We start from the raw sequence: 17,061 nt of genomic DNA, 5'->3' as shown, positions 1-17,061 counted from the left end.
CAGAGATCAGCTCGAACACGTAGGCTAAGGCTGAAACGACACTATCCCGGGAGGTAGTTTTGAAGAAGGACCGCATCACCCATGACCTTGAAGCCAATGTGGCTGCTGGCCTCGTAACGGCCCGCGACTGGGCTTCGCCCAAGGTGGACGCAGCCAAGGGCTGGGCCGTTCCGCGCATTGAGAAGGGGATCGAAACCGCATCTCCGAAGATCCAGGACGGTATCAAGCGTGCTGCTGACGAGCTTGCCCAGGGCGTAGCCACCGTAACGCCCCGCATCCAAGGCGGGCTTGAGAAGGTTGGGCCGCGGATCAGCCACGCTGTGGATGAAGCCGCTCCGCGGATCCAGAGCACCCTGGACCGGGCTACACCGGCCCTGAACACCGCGAAGGACCGCGTCGTCGATGATTACCTCCCGGCGCTTTCCACCCGGATCGGTGTGGCCGCGGACAGCGTTTCGCGTAGCCTGACGGCAGCCAACGTTCCTGTACAGACCGCGGTTTCCAAGGTCACGGGCAACAAGAAGGCGCTCAAGCGCGCACAGAAGGCTGCAGCCCAGGCTGCCAAGCAGGCCCGCAAGAACCAGAAGGGCGGCGGCAAGGGGTGGTTGGTCTTCGGCATCATCGCCGCTGCCGTCACCGCCGGCGTAGCTGCCTGGCGTGCCTCGCGTCCGGTTGAGGATCCTTGGAAGACCCCCGCACCGAAGCCGGCTGCTGCCACCACTCCCGCCACGGCTCCGGCACCGGCGGCTACCGGGACCTCCTCCGGGGCCTCCACGGCCAAGCCCGCTGAGTCGGCGACGCCGGCACCGGTCGAGGTGCCCAAGCCGAAGGCTGCGGCTGCCTCCACTCCGGCCGAGAAGGCCGGCACGAACGCTGCGGCTGCCTCCTCTGAGACCAAGGAAACGGTCGCCAGTATCAAGGAAGCAGCCGAGCGTGCTGCCTCCCGTTCCGGCGACAAGGCATCCGAAGCCGGCAAGCACAGCAAGGAAGCCGCGGGCGAGGCCAAGGAAGCTGCCAAGCCTTCAGGCGCCCACTCAGATAACAACACCGGCAAGAAGTAACACCGGTTAGAAAAAATAGGGAGGTCCCCGCTGCGGCGGGGACCTCCCTGTTTTGGTTCCGGCCTTATGTGCCGGGCTGCTCTCTGAACTAGGGTTGCACGTCTCCGCCCAGGGCCGGTGGTGCCGGGGGGATAGGTTCGGTGCCGGGCCGGCGTCGTGCCCTGCCCTGTCCGGCCACTACCACCGTTAATCCGGCGAGGATAAGGCCCAGCCCGGCGTATGTGCCCGCCGGAAGCTGCTCGTGCAGGAACACCGCCGCCAGGATGGCCGCGCCGGGGATCTCCAGCAGGATAATCATGGAAACCACCAACGGGCTGATGACAGCCAGCAGGTGGTTGAACACCGAGTGGCCCAGGATCTGCGCCACCACGGTTACACTGAGGATCCCCAGCCACGCCGCCGGCGGAAAGCCGACCAGCGGCTGCCGGAAGACCGCACAGAGCGCCAGGAGCAGCACGGCGCATGCTCCGTAGCAGAGAGTGGTGTACGTGCCCGTAGACATGGACTCACGGGCTTTTCCGCCTGCGATGGTGTAGACACCCGCGAGGGCACCGCCGGCCACCGCCAGGACATCCCCGATCAGTGCCTCCCGCGAAAGACCCAGGTCAAAGCCGGAAATCACCACAACTCCGGCGAACGCGGCGGCCAGCCCTGCCAACACAACAGGCGCAACCCGGATACCGCGCAGCACATTAAACAGGGCGATCCACCCCGCTTGGAGGCAGACAAGCGCCGTAGCCGCGGCCACGGACGTCAGCTGCAGTGAAGTGATGAAGCAGGCGAAGTGAAATGCCAGGGCCACCGCCGCAACAGCAGTCCACCGGTACTCGCGTGCCCCAAGCCGTGCGAATTCCCGGCGCCGTCCCAAAGCTGCGGGACCGCCCATGAGTACCGCGCCCAGGGCATTGCGCCAGAAGGCGATGGCAAGGGCGGGGGCAGCCGTAGCGGCCATAATGGGCCCGGACGCGGACACGCCCAGGACACCCACTGCGGCCAGGAAAATATTCACAGGCCAACAGTAGTGCAGCCCCGCTCCTGCACCGGCGCCGGACTGTTTCCGGGAGTCACAGCGGCTTAACGCAGAAGGTCCCCGCTCCAAGGAGCGGGGACCTTCTGTCTATTCTTTCGGTGGAGGCACGGGGACTCGAACCCCGAACCCCCTGCTTGCAAAGCAGGTGCGCTACCAATTGCGCCATGCCCCCGAAATGAGAACCTATCCAGTATAACCCACCGTTACCGGCCGGGTTACCAGATTCGACCTTTTGGCGGTTAGCCGACCTTGTCGGTCGATTCCTTCCAAACTGTCTTCTCAGCGGCAGTTTCCTGCCACTTCTTATAGGCGAAGACTCCAGCAGCAGCCGCTGCCATGACTGTCAGCAACTTCTTCATGGAATCCTCCTTGCCGTTCCGGTCCACCTTTTGCAAGGTTTTCCGTGGGCGTACCAGGACTTGAACCTGGGACCTCTTCGTTATCAGCGAAGCGCTCTAACCGCCTGAGCTATACGCCCCGAACCTCTTCGGGCCGAGATATGACTCTACCGTACCTTTGCCCGGAAGAACAAATCGGGCTGTTTTCCGGTTCCGGAGCGGCTGCAGGAGCGCGTCCGGAACCGGAAAACACTAGTCGTCGGTGAGGGTCACACCAATGCCGCCGACCAGCGTGGAGGCAATGTTGTAGAGCACGGCGGCCAGCATGGACAGTGCCGTCAGCAGCAGCACATTCACCACGGCGATGATGGTCGCGAAGGACACCACCTGGCCCAGGGAAGCGAAGTCCCGGAGGTCGAAGCCGCCGGACTCGCTGCCGGCAATCTCGCCCAGCAGGGTGTTAACCCGGTCGAAGATGCCGGTCAGGTCCAGCACGGTCCACAGCACGATGGCTGCCACCACGGTGACCACGCCCAGTGCAACCGACAGCAGGAACGCCATCTTCAGGACGGACCAGGGATCGATCTTGCTGACCAGTAGCCGGGCCTTGCGGGCTTTGGCCTTGGGTACGGGTTTCACCAGCGGCTGGCGGTTCCCCGCTGCGCTCTGACCTCCCCCAGGGCGCTGGGCCGGCCGTGCCGGGGTCTTCACCCGCGGCCCGGCGCCCGAGGACGACCTAGGGCTTGAGTTGGTCGAGCTCACTCGTTACCTCCATCTTGTGCTGACTGTGCATCGCGCCCAGCCGTTTCGTCTGTAGACAACGGTACTTCATCGCCTGCGGCCCCCACAGGTTCGGTTCCGGCGGTTACCGGTGCCGTGCCTGATGTTCCGTCTTCGGAGTTTTCGTCCTCTTCGACCGCCAAGTCGCGCTCGGAGTTCCGCGCAACGGCGATAATCCGGTCATTCTTGTCCGGCTTGGCGAAGATAACACCCATGGTGTCGCGGCCCTTGGCGGGCACACCGGTCACGGAGGACCGGACTACCTTGCCGCCCTGCATAACCACCAGGACCTCGTCTTCTTCCTGGACCACCATGGCACCGACCAGATGGCCGCGGTCCTCGGCGTACTTGCCCACCTTGATACCCAGGCCGCCACGGCCCTGGACCCGGTATTCGTCCGCGCTGGTGCGCTTGGCGTAGCCGCCCTCGGTCACGGTGAAGACAAAGGAGTCCTCGGTGACGACGTCGGCCGCCAGCAGTTCGTCATCCTCACGGAACTTCATGCCCGTGACACCGGAGGTGGCACGGCCCATGGGACGCAGCGCGTCGTCGGTGGCCGTGAAGCGCAGCGACTGGCCCAGCCGCGAAACCAGCATCAGGTCATCGGTTTCGGAGACCAGCTGGGCGGAAACCAATTCGTCTTCGTCGCGGAGGTTGATGGCAATAACGCCGGCAGAGCGGTTGGTGTCGTAGTCCGCCAGGCGGGTCTTCTTCACCAGGCCGCGCTTAGTGGCCAGTACCAGGTACGGGGCGGCGTCGTAATCCGGCAGCGCCAGGACCTGGGCAATGTGCTCGTCCGGCTGGAAGGCCAGCAGGTTCGCCACGTGCTGGCCCTTGGCATCCCGCCCGGCTTCGGCCAGTTCGTAGGCCTTGGCACGGTAAACCCGGCCAAGGTTGGTGAAGAACAGCAGCCAGTGGTGGGTGGTGGTGACGAAGAAGTGCTCCACGACGTCGTCCCCGCGCAGCTGGGCGCCCTTGATGCCCTTGCCGCCCCGGGCCTGCTGCCGGTAGTTGTCACTGCGGGTGCGCTTGACGTAGCCGCCGCGGGTGATGGTGACCACCATTTCCTCTTCGGGAATGAGGTCTTCCATGCTCATGTCGCCGTCATAGCCCATGAGGATCTTGGTGCGGCGGTCGTCACCGTATTTGTCGGCGATTTCCTGCAGTTCCTCGCTGACAATGGAACGCTGGCGTTCTTCGGAAGCCAGGATGATGTTGTATTCGGCGATTTCAGCTTCAAGCTTCGCGTGCTGGTCCTGGATCTTCTGGCGTTCCAGGGCAGCCAAGCGGCGCAGCTGCATATCGAGGATGGCCTGCGACTGGATTTCGTCGATTTCCAGCAGGCCCATCAGGCCGGTCCGTGCATCTTCCACCGTGGAGGACCGCCGGATCAGGGCGATGACCTCGTCGAGGGCATCCAGGGCCTTGAGCAGGCCGCGCAGGATGTGCGCAGCTTCCTCGGCCTTGCGCAGGCGGTACCGGGTGCGGCGGACAATCACTTCGAGCTGGTGGGTCACCCAGTGCCGGATGAAGGCATCCAGGCTCAGGGTGCGGGGCACCCCGTCCACGATGGCCAGCATGTTGGCACCGAAGTTGTCCTGCAGCTGCGTGTGCTTGTACAGGTTGTTCAGGACCACCTTCGCCACGGCGTCACGCTTGAGCACGATCACCAGGCGCTGGCCGGTGCGGCCGGAAGTTTCATCGCGCATGTCGGCGATGCCGGTGATCTTGCCGTCCTTGACCAGTTCGGCAATCTTGACGGCCAGGTTATCCGGGTTGGCCTGGTAGGGGAGTTCGGTGACCACCAGGCAGGTACGGCCCTGGAGTTCCTCCACGTTCACCACGGCACGCATGGTGATGGAGCCGCGGCCGGTGCGGTAGGCGTCCTCGATTCCCTTGTGGCCCAGGATGGTCGCGCCGGTGGGGAAGTCGGGGCCCTTGACCCGCCGGATCAGTTCCTCAAGCAGCACATCGTTCGGTGCGTCCGGGTTCTGCAGGTACCACTGGACACCGTCCACAACCTCGCGCAGGTTGTGCGGCGGGATGTTGGTGGCCATGCCGACGGCAATGCCGGAGGAACCGTTGACCAGGAGGTTCGGGAACCGGGAGGGAAGAATGGTCGGTTCCTGGTTGCGGCCATCATAGTTGTCCTGGAAATCGACGGTTTCCTCGTCAATGTCCCGGACCATTTCCATGGCCAGCGGCGCCATCTTCGTTTCGGTATACCGCGGCGCCGCAGCGCCGTCGTTACCCGGCGAACCGAAGTTGCCCTGGCCCAGGGCCAGCGGGTAGCGCATGGTCCAGTCCTGGATCAGGCGGACGAGGGCATCATAAATCGCCGAGTCGCCGTGCGGGTGGTACTGGCCCATGACCTCGCCCACCACACGGGCGCACTTGTTGAAGGAACGGTCCGGGCGGTACCCGCCGTCGAACATCGCGTACAGGACGCGGCGGTGCACGGGCTTGAGCCCGTCGCGCACGTCGGGCAGCGCACGTCCCACAATGACAGCCATGGCGTAGTCAAGGTAGGAACGCTGCATCTCGGTCTGCAGGTCGATTTGCTCGACCCTGTCGGTCAGTGCGGTCCCGGCCAGGGGAGCCGTGTCCCCGGTTACCTCGGGAGTCTCATCACTCATTGGTTCTGCTTCCGTTCTATGTCGCTAAAGTCCATATTCGCCGGCAGCGGGGGCCGGCTGGGCGAATCCGCTAGATGTCCAGGAAGCGCACATCCTTGGCGTTCTGCTGGATGAAGCTGCGGCGGGATTCGACGTCTTCGCCCATGAGGACCGAGAAGACCGAGTCCACGGCGGCTGCGTCGTCCATTGTGACCTGCAGCAGCGTGCGGTGCTCGGGGTCCATGGTGGTGTCCCAGAGCTCGGTGTAGTCCATTTCGCCCAGGCCCTTGTAACGCTGGATGCCGTTTTCCTTCGGCAGGCGCTGGTTGTTGGCCAGACCGCGGGCAATCACTTCGTCCCGTTCCCGGTCGCTGTAGACGTAGTCGTGGGCGTGGTTGGACCACTTGATCCGGTACAGCGGCGGCTGGGCCAGGTACACGTAACCGCTTTCGATCAGCGGACGCATGTAGCGGAACAGCAGGGTCAGCAGCAGTGTGGTGATGTGCTGGCCGTCAACGTCTGCATCGGCCATCAGCACGATCTTGTGGTACCGGGCCTTTTCGACGTCGAAGTCCTCACCGATGCCGGCACCGAAGGCGGTGATCATGGCCTGGACTTCGGCGTTGCTCAGTGCCCGGTCGAGGCGGGCCCGTTCCACGTTGAGGATCTTGCCGCGCAGCGGCAGGATGGCCTGGGTCTCGGGGTTGCGGCCGCGGACGGCGGAGCCGCCGGCCGAGTCACCTTCCACGATGTAGATTTCGGACCTGGACGGGTCCTTGGAGGAGCAGTCCTTCAGCTTGCCGGGCATGCCGCCGGATTCCAGCAGGCCCTTCCGGCGGGTGGATTCACGCGCCTTGCGGGCAGCCAGCCGGGCCTGCGAGGCCTGGATGGACTTGCGGATGACGTCGCGGGCGGGGCCGGGGTTGCGCTCAAGCCAATCGCCGAGCTGGTCGGTGACCACACGCTGTACAAAGCCCTTGACCTCGGAGTTGCCAAGCTTGGTCTTCGTCTGGCCCTCGAACTGCGGTTCGGCCAGCTTGACCGAGATGACTGCGGTCAGGCCTTCGCGGATGTCGTCACCGGTGAGGTTGTCATCCTTTTCCTTGATGATGTTCTTCTCACGGGCGTACCGGTTGATCAGCGACGTCATGGCGGCGCGGAAGCCTTCTTCGTGCGTTCCGCCTTCATGCGTGTTGATGGTGTTCGCGTAGGTGTGGACGCTCTCCGAGTAAGCGGTGGTCCACTGCATGGCCATCTCCACGGCCATCTTCTTATCCGAATCCTCGGTTTCAAAGGCGATGACGTCGTCGTGGACTACTTCAACCTTCTTCGAGGAGTTCAGGTGCTTGACGTAGTCCAGGAGGCCGTCCGCGTACAGGTAGTCCACCATGCGGTGCTTCGGCGCCGCGTCTCCGGCTCCGTCGGGAGCCTCGGTGATTTCCTCGGTTTCCTCTTCGAGCGTCCGCTCGTCGGTGAGCCGGATCCGCAGGCCCTTGTTCAGGAAGGCCATCTGCTGGAAGCGGGCACGCAGGGTTTCAAAGTCGAACTCGGTGGTTTCGAAGATTTCCGGGTCCGGGTAGAACGTCTGGGTGGTGCCGGTTTCCTCGGTTGCCTCGCCCTGGCGCAGTTCACCCACGGGGTGGCCGCCGTTCGCGAAGCTCTGGTGCCAGGTGTAGCCCTGCCGGCGTACTTCGGTTTCCACCCGTTCGGAGAGGGCGTTGACCACTGAAATACCCACGCCGTGCAGGCCGCCGGACACGGCGTACCCGCCGCCGCCGAACTTGCCGCCGGCGTGCAGGATGGTCATAACCACCTGGACGGTGGGGATGCCCTCGGTGGGGTGCATGTCTACGGGGATGCCGCGGCCGTTATCAGTAACTCTGACGCCGCCGTCGGCCTGCAGCACCACTTCAATGTGGTCGCAGTAGCCAGCCAGGGCCTCATCAACCGAGTTGTCCACCACTTCGTACACCAGGTGGTGCAGCCCTCGGGGGCCGGTGGAACCGATGTACATGCCCGGGCGCTTACGGACTGCCTCAAGGCCTTCCAGGACCGTAATTTCATTCGCGCCGTATTCCACGGGGGTGGAGTTTTCCGGGGCGGTGTGGTCCTCTGGTGTTACCTCTGAGTTGTCCATCTCATTGTCGTTAGCCACAGGTGCTGTCGACTCCTCTTGTGTTCGTCAGAATTGAAGCCTCCCCAGCGGACAGGCATCTCCACCGTCAATTCTACCGCGCTGCGAGCCGTAAACCTGCCCAAAACACCCTCTGGCAGGCCACTAATGACGGTTTGCAGCCAACCACACCGCCCCGGATAAGGCCGGATACCGGTCCGGGGGTCCCAAAGCCCCTGACCGGCTCCTGCAAGGCTTCGAATTACGCTGCCGGAGAAGGGCCGGGTGGCGTGGATCACGGCGGGGCCTGCGGCCGGGATTTATCCGTAGGTATCACGGGGGCCGCGGCCCTTGACGCTTCTCAAGCCCTTGCGCCAGTTGGGTGCCGCGGGTCCGATCACTTCGATCTTGGTAACGACGCCGGGACCCAGTTCGGAGTCGAAGCGGGCAATCAGGGCATCACGGAGCAACCGCAGCTGCGTGGCCCAGGCCGTGGAATCACAGCGGACCTGGACGGTGGTGTCCTGGAAGGACTCGGGCTTGCAGTGGGCACTGACCTCGCTTCCCACCAATTCCTCCCACCGGGAAATCACCGATCCGACGGCAACGGGGGAGTTCCAACCGCGTTCGCTGACGAACCGGGTGAACACCTTGCCCAAGCCCTGCGGGTCCCGGCCTACATATTCGCCCGGGATGAACGGGCCCTGCTGCCGCTTCCCTGTTTTGCGCCGGGTTGCCGGCGTGCGCTGGTTGCCGCGGGCAAGTGCGGCCTGGCGCATGCGGTTCAGCTGTTCGCGTGCGGCATCGGGGCGTTCGTCCGGATTGTCTGCGTCAGGAGACGGGCACACTGATGCCTCCGGGAACCACCGTGATGATGCGCCCCGCCAGCGCCTCCGGAATGTCATCTCCCACCGCTGCGGTGACCAGCACCTGCTCTGCTCCGGCAACTATTCCGGCAAGACGCTGCCGGCGCTGCACATCCAATTCGGCAAATACATCGTCGAGGATCAGGATGGGCCCGGCCCCGGGCGTGGGATCGTCGCTGGTCAGCAGGTAGTAGGAACCCAGCCGAAGGGCCAGGGCAAAGGACCAGGTTTCTCCGTGCGAGGCGTACCCCTTGGCCGGGGCCTGCCCGAGGATGAGTTCCAGCTCGTCCCGGTGCGGGCCGACCAGCGAAATGCCGCGGTCAATCTCCCGCCGCCGGTTGGCGGCAAAGGCCTGCAGGAAGCGTTCGGTCAGTTCCTCCGTGCCGAGGGCGTACAGCTCATCGGGGTCCTGGGCGCCTTCGACCGCGCCGTCGTCGTTTACCGCTCCCTGCAAGGTGGAGCGGTAAACCGCCTTTGCCGCCTTTGAACCGTCTGTCAGGTCCCGGTAGGCCGCCTGCAGATGCGGCTGCAGCCGTTCCAGTGCCTGCAGCCGGGCAGCGACCAGCCGTGCGCCCGCCTCGGCCATGTGCTGGTCCCATACCTCGAGCGTGGCTTCGTGCGCTGCAGTGAAACGGCCCGTGGCGCGCGCCGACTTCAACAGCGCGTTCCGCTGTTTCAGCACCCGTTCATAATCGGCACGCGTAGCGGCATGGTGGGGGACCAGGGAAACAATGAGTTCGTCGAGGAACCGCCTGCGGCTGCCCGGATCACCCTTGACCAGGGCCAGGTCCTCCGGGGCAAAAAGGACGGTGCGGCACAGGCCGAGAATGTCGCGGGCCCGCACCGGATTGGCACGGTTGATCCGCGCCCTGTTGCTGCGGCCAGGGTTGAGTTCCAATTCCACCGAGGTGGCCTGGGAACCGCGGACCAGCCGAGCCCGGACCAGTGCCTGGCCGGCGTCGAAGTTCACCAGCGGCGCATCTGTGCTAACCCGGTGGGAAGAGAGTGTGGCCAGGTAACCGATGGCTTCGACGATGTTGGTCTTGCCTGTTCCGTTTGGCCCGACAAACACGGTGACGCCGGGCTCGAGCCGCACGTCCAGCTGGGGATAACTCCGGAAACCGGTCAGCGACAGATGGTCAACGTACATCGGTTCCGTGCTCTCCCATCCTGTAGGTCTCAGTTGGTTCCGGTCTTTTTACCTTACGCGCTCGGCAGGTCCGGATCCGGGCGGACAACTTTGTGCACCTCATGGCCGCCGAACTGGCGGCGCAGTGCGGCCACCATCCGCATGGCCGGCGCGTCCTGCTGCCGGGAGGCAAACCTGGCATACAGGGCGGCCGTGATCGCAGGAGCCGGGATGCCCGAGGCCACGGCCTCTTCCACAGCCCAGCGTCCCTCCCCCGAATCATCAGCCCGGCCGGCGGTTCCGCTTAGTCCGGGGTCCTCCTGCAGTGCCTTGACCGCCAGCTCCAGCAGCCAGGACCGCACCACCGTTCCCTGCTGCCAAGCCCCGAGGATACCCGGAACATCTTCGATGATGTCTTTGGCTGCCAGGAGTTCATATCCCTCTGCATAGGACTGCATCAGCCCGTATTCAATCCCGTTGTGGACCATCTTCGCGTAATGCCCGGCACCCGTACGGCCGGCGTGGACGAAGCTTTCCGTCCGGTCACCGTCCGGGCGGAGGGCGTCAAAGACAGGCATGGCCCGATCCACATCTTCGGCCGCGCCGCCGACCATCAGCCCGTACCCGTTGTCCTGGCCCCGGATACCCCCGGAAACGCCGCAGTCCAGGAAACGGATCCCTTTCAGGCCCAGCAGCCGGGAGGCTTCCCGGTCATCACTGAACCTGGAGTTCCCGCCGTCGATCACCAGGTCTCCGGTTTCGAGTACCTCCGAAAGCTCGGCGAGGGTTCCGTCCGTGGGATCACCGGCCGGAACCATGACCCACACAATCCGCGGAACCGGCAGCTCGGCAACCATTTCCGCCAGCGATCCCACGTCACTATGAACGGGGTCCCTGTCAAATCCTGTTACATCCACATTGTTACGGCGCAGTCTTGCACGCATTCCGTAACCCATTTTCCCGAGTCCGATGAGGCCGATGTGCATTTCTGCTCCTCTGATTGGGCTCCCGGGCAGCGGATCCGGTGACCGAGGCCTTACTGGTTGGGAAGCCGCACCGGCATCAACAGGTACCGGTAGTCGGCCTGGTCCTCGCCGGTGAGCTCTTCCTGGGCCGAAATGACCGCCGGTTTGGGAGGTGTGGTGAAGGAAAAGCGGACGTATTTGCTGGGGAAGGCACCAAGGCCTTCGCTCAGGTAGTGCGGGTTGAAGGCAACAGTGATGTCGTCGCCGACAAGTGCGGCCTCAAGCGCTTCGGAGGCCTGCGCATCCTCGCCGGTGCCGGCGTCGAGTGTCAGCTGGCCGTCGGTGAAGGCCAGGCGCACCGGAGTATTGCGCTCGGCAACCAGGGATACGCGGCGGACCGCCTCAACCAGGGCATGTGTTTCCACGGTGGCGTGGATGGGGGTGTTTTCCGGGAAAAGCGACCGGATCTTGGGGTAGTCGCCGTCAACCAGAAGCGACGTGGTCCGCCGGCCTCCGCTTTCAAAGCCGATCAGTTCGCTGTCCTCGGACAACGCGATGTTCAGGTCGCCGGCGCTGCCAAGTGTCTTGGCAACTTCGTTGAGGGTTTTGGCCTTGACCAGCGCACTGGTGGAGATGCCCGGAACCGTAGGCTTCCAGGCCAGTTCACGCAGGGCCAGCCGGTAACGGTCAGTTGCCAGGAACGTAATGAGATCGTCTTCAATTTCCATCCGGACACCGGTCAGGATGGGCAGCGTGTCATCCCGGCTCGCGGCGATGATGACCTGGGAAACAGCCTGCGCGAAGGCATCGCCGTCGACTACGCCGCTGACTTCGGGAAGCGCGGGAAGTTCCGGATATTCCGCCTCGGGCATGGTGGCCAGGTTGAAGCGGCTGTTGCGGCAGGTCAGCGTCACCTTTGCGCCGTCGGTCTCGACCTCCACCGGGGCGGATGGCAGGCTGCGGCAGATCTCCGCAAGGAGGCGGCCGGAGACCAGGATGGTGCCTTCTTCGCTGACATCGGCAGGAATCTGCAACCGGGCCGAGATTTCGTAATCGAAACTGGCCAGGCTCAAGGAACCGTTTTCGGCTTTGATAAGCAGCCCCGAAAGGACAGGAACCGGCGGGCGCGGGGACAGGGATCGTGCTGTCCACGTGACGGCCTCTGCCAGGACATCCCGCTCAACTCTGAACTTCACTGAAGGGTGCCGCCTTTCGCAACGTACTTCTCAGTACAACTGAACTTGTTTCAGAACTCGAGGTGAGTTCCGTGGTGGAACATGTGTGGAACTTGGTGGGGTGGTATGTCCGCCACCGCCTGTGTCCGCCCTCATCCCTCCATCTGTGGATGGGTTGGAGGCGGATGCATGCGAATGACAACCATACTCTGTGACAGCTTAGCCCGGTCCCGGCCAACGATGTACCGGGTTTGTGATTCAACAGGCGGCAGCACGGGTGCATGCTCGTCTTTGATGTTTTTGAGCTGCCGGATGGCTGGTTGGTCCGAGGGGTCTTGAGCTTAGTTGTTATTTGGTGGAACCGAATTGCTTAAGGTCCGTAGTGTTAATAACTCCTGTGGATACTGTGGATAACCCGCGGTGTCCCCGCATCCCTGCTGTTTAAGCCTGTTGATAACCTGTGGATCCTCTGCAGCGGTTGGCGGCGGGGGTGTTGGAAACTTTTCGAGGGTTCCGCGTATCCACAGGGAAGTGTGGGTAAACACGGGTTGTCCACCGGGTTATCCACACCCTTGTCCACAAATGTTAATTCGAGCCCCTGCGGGGCTCTGGAAACCGGCCGGATCAGGCCTCGCGCTGCTGCTGCTTGATGCGGTTGGTGAGCTCCGTGACCTGGTTGTAAATGGCGCGGCGTTCAGCCATCAGTTCACGGATCTTCCGGTCCGCATGGATCACGGTCGTGTGGTCGCGCCCGCCAAGCTCCTGGCCGATCTTCGGCAGGGACATGTCCGTGAGCTCCCGGCACAAGTACATGGCAATCTGCCGCGCGGTCACCAGGGTGCGCGTCCGCGACTTGCTGCACAGTTCCTCCAGGCTGATCTGGAAGTACGCCGCCGTCTGCCCGAGGATGGACGCGGCAGTGATTTCCTGCGCGCCGTCGTCGGTGATCAGGTCCTTCAACACAATCTCTGCCAGTCCGACGTCGACCTGCTGGCGGTTCAGGCTGGCGAACGCAGTGACTCGGATCAAGGCGCCTTCAAGCTCGCGAATATTGGTGGAGATTTTGGAGGCGATGTACTCCAACACGTCGTCCGGGGCACTAAGGCTGTCTCCAATGGCCTTTTTCCGGAGGATGGCAATGCGGGTTTCGAGTTCCGGCGGCTGCACATCAGTGAGCAGGCCCCATTCGAACCGTGAGCGCATGCGTTCCTCGAATCCGGAAAGCTGCTTGGGCGGCAGGTCGGAGGTGATGACCACCTGCTTGTTGTGGTTGTGCAGCGCATTGAAGGTGTGGAAGAACTCCTCCTGCGTTGCATCCTTGTTGGCCAGGAACTGGATGTCATCAATCAGCAGGATGTCCACGTTGCGGTAGAGCTGCTTGAAGCTGGCGCCTTCGTCGTACCGGATGGAGTTGATGAAGTCGTTGGTGAATTCTTCCGAGTTGACGTACCGGACCCGGATGCCCGTGTACAGGTGGCGTGCATAGTGGCCGATGGCGTGCAGCAGGTGGGTCTTGCCCAGCCCGGAATCGCCGTAGATAAAGAGCGGGTTGTAGGCCTTGGCCGGTGCTTCCGCCACGGCCACGGCGGCGGCGTGGGCAAAGCGGTTGGATGAACCAATCACGAAGGTTTCAAAGACATACTTCGGATTGAGCCGGCCGAATTCCTGGCTGGTGCTGGGCGGAGTAGGTGAAGGGGCGCTTTCCCCGGACGGTACCGGGCTGGGCGCCGCTGCCTCTTCCTCGGGTTCGGGCTCAGCCTCGACAACGGGTGTGAGGTCCGCATCGATAACGAACGCGCACTGAATGTCCGCCTGGAAGACGCCGCGCAGGACCTCATCGAGGATGTTCTTAAGCTGCGTCTGCAGTACTTCCCGCGTCAACTCATTCGGGACGGCGACCAGCAGGGTGGTGCCGATGAGGCCCTGGGCCTGCGCCAGCACAACGAATCCGCGCTGTCGTGGGGTGACCCTGTCGTCGGTCTCCAGGGTCCGAATGACCTTGCGCCAAGAGCTGCCAACATCGTTGATTTCGTCCGTACCCACAAAAACCTCTCGTGACGCCTCGCGGCGGTCTAAGAAAACCAGGGATCCCGGCGGGGATCCCGGCACTTCATCCACAGAGTTATGCACAGATAGTGGATAAAGTACCCGACGCCAAGCCTAGAGGATGATTTCCCGTCGTGGTAGCTGGAATTCCGCTGGTTCACGGGCCTGTCGGCTGTTTCACAGGGACGGATGAGCGGGGATACCCACAGCAGTTGTCCACAGGTGTTGAAAAACCGCGGTGCACAACCGGTGTACCGCCGGTTTGACTGGTGCCCCGGTCTCACCTAACGTTGAGTAGTCCTTTGTGTCTGCTATCTGTACTCACACATGCCCTGCAGGGGTTCTGGAAATCAGGGTCCAGGTCCGGGCGAGTACAGACAGACACATGAAAAAAGCGCCGCTTGTTCTTCCCCCTTGTCGCAACAAGTGCCGGCGCGACTCAAGATTGTCTTGGAGTAACTACCGTGAGCAAGCGGACTTTTCAGCCGAATAACCGCCGTCGTGCCAAGAAGCACGGCTTCCGCCTTCGCATGCGTACCCGTGCCGGCCGTGCCATCCTTTCTGCACGCCGTGGCAAGGGCCGTACCGAACTGTCGGCCTAAATAACCTCAAAGTTTGTCGATGCTGCCTTACAGCAGCTCTATCCCGGATTCCAGGTGGTCCCAATGCTGGCCGTAAGGAACCGGGTAAGGGTATCGGCGGACTTTTCCCGTACTGTACGTTCCGGTGCCCGAAGTGGGCGCCGGAACGTAGTGCTATATGCGGTTCCTACCGGTGAGAACCCGACCCGCATAGGCTTCATTGTGTCCAAATCCGTCGGGAACGCGGTGACACGCAACCTCGTTAAGAGAAGACTGAGGGAAGCGGCCGCGCAGGGTCTTGCATTCCACCCGTCCGGACTGGATGTGGTGGTGAGGGCGTTGCCCGCATCAGCGTCGGCGTCGTGGCAGGACCTCAGTGCCGACTATCAGGGCGCCCTAAACGCCTGTATAGCCAAACTCGCGAAGCCGCGAACAAGCCAGACAGGGAGGATGAGCCAGCAATGAGGGACTCCGGAGCATATCCGTTGAGGGCCTTGGTTGCTGTTGCCCGGTTCGTCTGGAACCTCCCCCGCGCAGTCCTCATCGGGCTGCTGATTGCCTACCGGAAGACCGTCTCGCCGCTGTACGGTCCGGTCTGCCGCTTTTTCCCCTCATGTTCCGCCTACGCCCTCGAAGCAGTCACAGTCCACGGCGCCGTTAAAGGTTCCTGGCTGGCTTTCCGACGGCTGATCCGCTGCCATCCGTGGAACGGCGGAGGGGTGGACCACGTACCTGAGGGACACCGGATTTGGGACACAAAGAAGGTCCCGAGGATCATTGTGCTGAATCATCCCGTGATTCCAGCTGACGAAGACAGCCGCTCGGCGGCCTGAGGAGAGTAAATGGGTTTCTTCGAGACGATACTGTTCCCCTTTAAGTGGGTAGTGTCATGGATCATGTGGATCTTCCACGAGGGTTTCGTTTTCCTCGGGATGGATGCTGCATCCGGCTGGACATGGATGCTGTCCATTATCGGTCTGGTGATCGTGATCCGCGCCGCGCTGATCCCGGTTTTCGTCAAGCAGATCAAGGCGCAGCGCGGCATGCAGTCGCTGCAGCCGGACCTGCGTAAGCTGCAGCAGAAGTACAAGGGCAAAACGGACCAGCTGTCGCGCCAGGCGATGACGCAGGAACAGATGGCCCTGTACAAGAAGCACGGGACCAACCCGTTTGCGGCTTGCCTGCCCATGCTGATCCAGATGCCGTTCTTCTTCGCCCTGTTCCAGGTGCTCAACGGTGTATCCAAGGCCAGTGCCGGCGGCGAGCACATCGGCGCCCTCTCCTCCCAGGCAATCCAGCAGTTTGACGAGGCCACGATCCTCGGCGCACCGCTGTCCTCCTCGCTGCTGCACGGCTTCGGCGACGAGGGGCACCTCTCCGTGGTGGTGCTTTCGATCATCATGATCCTGGCCATGACGGCCTCGCAGTTCATTACGCAGAAGCAGATCATGTCCAAGAACATGTCTGAAGAAGCCCTGGCCAGCCCCTTCATGCGCCAGCAGAAGATGATGCTGTACGTACTGCCCCTCGTGTTCGGTGTCGGCGGCATCAACTTCCCCATCGGTGTGCTCATCTACTGGACCACCACCAACCTGTGGACCATGGGGCAGCAGTTCTTCGTAATCCGCCGCATGCCCACCCCGGGTTCGCCGGCCGCCAAGGCACTTGCTGAGCGCCGCGCCCGCAAGGGCCTGCCTATGACGCCGCTGCTGGGTGAGAAGAAGGGCGCGGAACCCGTTGAGGTCCCTGCCGCCGCCAAGGTCCAGCGTGTCCAACCCCAGCGGAAGAACAGGAAAAAGAGATGAGCACCGAGCGCATTGATGATCCCGCGGTACCGGCTGGGGTAGCTGACGACGTCGTATCCGAGCCGGTAACGGCACGCGGCGGACGACTCGAAGAAGAGGGCGACGTCGCGGCGGACTATCTGGAAGAGCTCCTGGATATTGCCGATATCGACGGAGATATCGACATTGAGGTCCGCAACGGACGCACTTACATCTCCATCGTCAGTGAAGAGGGCGACGACGCCGCGCTGCAGGCTTTGGTGGGACGCGACGGGGAAGTGCTGGAGGCCCTTCAGGAACTGGCGCGTCTCTCGGTGCTGACGGCTACCGAGAACCGGTCCCGCCTGGTCCTGGACATTACCGGGTACCGGACGGAACGCGGCGAGCAGCTGCAGTCCATTGCCGAGGACGCGGTGCAGCGGGCCAAGGCCGCCGGAGAAGCCGTGGCCCTGGCACCCATGAGCGCCTACGAGCGGAAGATAGTCCACGACGCAGTGGCCGACCTTGGACTGGCCAGCGAATCCGAGGGTGAAGGCGCAGACCGCCACATCGTCGTTTCCCTGCCTGCATCCTAGTTA

The 17,061-nt window shown here is 63.1% G+C and carries 16 protein-coding genes and 2 tRNA genes; 6 read left to right on the top strand and 12 right to left on the bottom strand.

What is annotated here, in order from left to right; genetic code table 11:
- The first annotated feature begins 59 nt into the window (after positions 1-59).
- Entirely contained in the window at positions 60-1,061 is a 1,002-nt protein-coding gene (locus tag LOC57_RS05250) for a hypothetical protein (protein ID WP_229958548.1), read from the top strand.
- Positions 1,062-1,149: 88 nt separating this feature from the next.
- Here the strand turns inward: LOC57_RS05250 and LOC57_RS05245 are convergent, their stop codons facing one another.
- The 12 genes from LOC57_RS05245 to dnaA form a co-directional block, all read right to left on the bottom strand.
- Positions 1,150-2,070 (bottom strand): DMT family transporter, encoded by a 921-nt coding sequence (locus tag LOC57_RS05245; protein ID WP_229958546.1) that lies wholly within the window; start codon positions 2,068-2,070, stop codon positions 1,150-1,152.
- A 120-nt stretch (positions 2,071-2,190) separates the two neighbouring features.
- Positions 2,191-2,263, bottom strand: a tRNA-Ala gene (locus tag LOC57_RS05240).
- 67 nt (positions 2,264-2,330) lie between these two features.
- Positions 2,331-2,450, bottom strand: a complete 120-nt coding sequence (locus LOC57_RS05235) for a DLW-39 family protein (protein WP_227912355.1) — start codon at positions 2,448-2,450, stop codon at positions 2,331-2,333.
- Between the two features lie 45 nt (positions 2,451-2,495).
- Positions 2,496-2,569 (bottom strand) — tRNA-Ile (locus LOC57_RS05230).
- Positions 2,570-2,681: 112 nt separating this feature from the next.
- Positions 2,682-3,191 (bottom strand): DUF3566 domain-containing protein, encoded by a 510-nt coding sequence (locus tag LOC57_RS05225; RefSeq protein WP_227912352.1) that lies wholly within the window; start codon positions 3,189-3,191, stop codon positions 2,682-2,684.
- Positions 3,188-5,845 carry a DNA gyrase subunit A gene (gene gyrA / locus LOC57_RS05220; protein ID WP_227912350.1) on the bottom strand — a complete coding sequence of 886 codons (2,658 nt, stop codon included), beginning with the start codon at positions 5,843-5,845 and terminating at the stop codon, positions 3,188-3,190. Before gyrA ends, LOC57_RS05225 begins: the two co-directional genes overlap by 4 nt.
- Positions 5,846-5,915: 70 nt before the next feature.
- Positions 5,916-7,961, bottom strand: a complete 2,046-nt coding sequence (gyrB, locus tag LOC57_RS05215; protein WP_229958588.1) for a DNA topoisomerase (ATP-hydrolyzing) subunit B — start codon at positions 7,959-7,961, stop codon at positions 5,916-5,918.
- Positions 7,962-8,257: 296 nt separating this feature from the next.
- Positions 8,258-8,785, bottom strand: a complete 528-nt coding sequence (locus LOC57_RS05210) for a DUF721 domain-containing protein (RefSeq protein ID WP_227912348.1) — start codon at positions 8,783-8,785, stop codon at positions 8,258-8,260.
- Entirely contained in the window at positions 8,769-9,953 is a 1,185-nt protein-coding gene (gene recF, locus LOC57_RS05205) for a DNA replication/repair protein RecF (protein ID WP_227912344.1), read from the bottom strand. The genes LOC57_RS05210 and recF overlap by 17 nt, the downstream gene beginning before the upstream one ends.
- Positions 9,954-10,006: 53 nt before the next feature.
- On the bottom strand, positions 10,007-10,918 hold the full coding sequence (gnd, locus tag LOC57_RS05200; protein ID WP_229958544.1) for a phosphogluconate dehydrogenase (NAD(+)-dependent, decarboxylating): 912 nt from the start codon (positions 10,916-10,918) through the stop codon (positions 10,007-10,009).
- A 50-nt stretch (positions 10,919-10,968) separates the two neighbouring features.
- Positions 10,969-12,093: a DNA polymerase III subunit beta gene (dnaN, locus tag LOC57_RS05195; protein ID WP_227912340.1), complete on the bottom strand. Its 1,125-nt coding sequence runs from the start codon at positions 12,091-12,093 to the stop codon at positions 10,969-10,971.
- Positions 12,094-12,696: 603 nt separating this feature from the next.
- Positions 12,697-14,115: a chromosomal replication initiator protein DnaA gene (gene dnaA / locus LOC57_RS05190; protein ID WP_227912338.1), complete on the bottom strand. Its 1,419-nt coding sequence runs from the start codon at positions 14,113-14,115 to the stop codon at positions 12,697-12,699.
- A 467-nt stretch (positions 14,116-14,582) separates the two neighbouring features.
- Between dnaA and rpmH the strand changes: the two genes are divergently transcribed.
- The 5 genes from rpmH to LOC57_RS05165 all read left to right on the top strand — a co-directional run bounded on the left by rpmH (position 14,583) and on the right by LOC57_RS05165 (position 17,058).
- Positions 14,583-14,720 carry a 50S ribosomal protein L34 gene (gene rpmH, locus LOC57_RS05185; RefSeq protein ID WP_022892375.1) on the top strand — a complete coding sequence of 46 codons (138 nt, stop codon included), beginning with the start codon at positions 14,583-14,585 and terminating at the stop codon, positions 14,718-14,720.
- A 63-nt stretch (positions 14,721-14,783) separates the two neighbouring features.
- Complete coding sequence (gene rnpA / locus LOC57_RS05180; protein ID WP_227912336.1) at positions 14,784-15,164, top strand: ribonuclease P protein component; 381 nt, start codon at positions 14,784-14,786, stop codon at positions 15,162-15,164.
- On the top strand, positions 15,161-15,532 hold the full coding sequence (gene yidD, locus LOC57_RS05175; RefSeq protein WP_227912335.1) for a membrane protein insertion efficiency factor YidD: 372 nt from the start codon (positions 15,161-15,163) through the stop codon (positions 15,530-15,532). The genes rnpA and yidD overlap by 4 nt, the downstream gene beginning before the upstream one ends.
- Before the next feature lie 9 nt (positions 15,533-15,541).
- Positions 15,542-16,504: a membrane protein insertase YidC gene (yidC, locus tag LOC57_RS05170; protein ID WP_227925921.1), complete on the top strand. Its 963-nt coding sequence runs from the start codon at positions 15,542-15,544 to the stop codon at positions 16,502-16,504.
- Positions 16,501-17,058: a Jag family protein gene (locus LOC57_RS05165; RefSeq protein ID WP_229958541.1), complete on the top strand. Its 558-nt coding sequence runs from the start codon at positions 16,501-16,503 to the stop codon at positions 17,056-17,058. Before yidC ends, LOC57_RS05165 begins: the two co-directional genes overlap by 4 nt.
- The last annotated feature ends 3 nt before the right edge of the window (positions 17,059-17,061 follow it).

Origin of the sequence: Arthrobacter sp. zg-Y750, from assembly GCF_020907365.1 — a bacterium.
Classification (GTDB): domain Bacteria; phylum Actinomycetota; class Actinomycetes; order Actinomycetales; family Micrococcaceae; genus Arthrobacter_B.
This window is presented reverse-complemented; position numbering and strand designations above follow the sequence as displayed.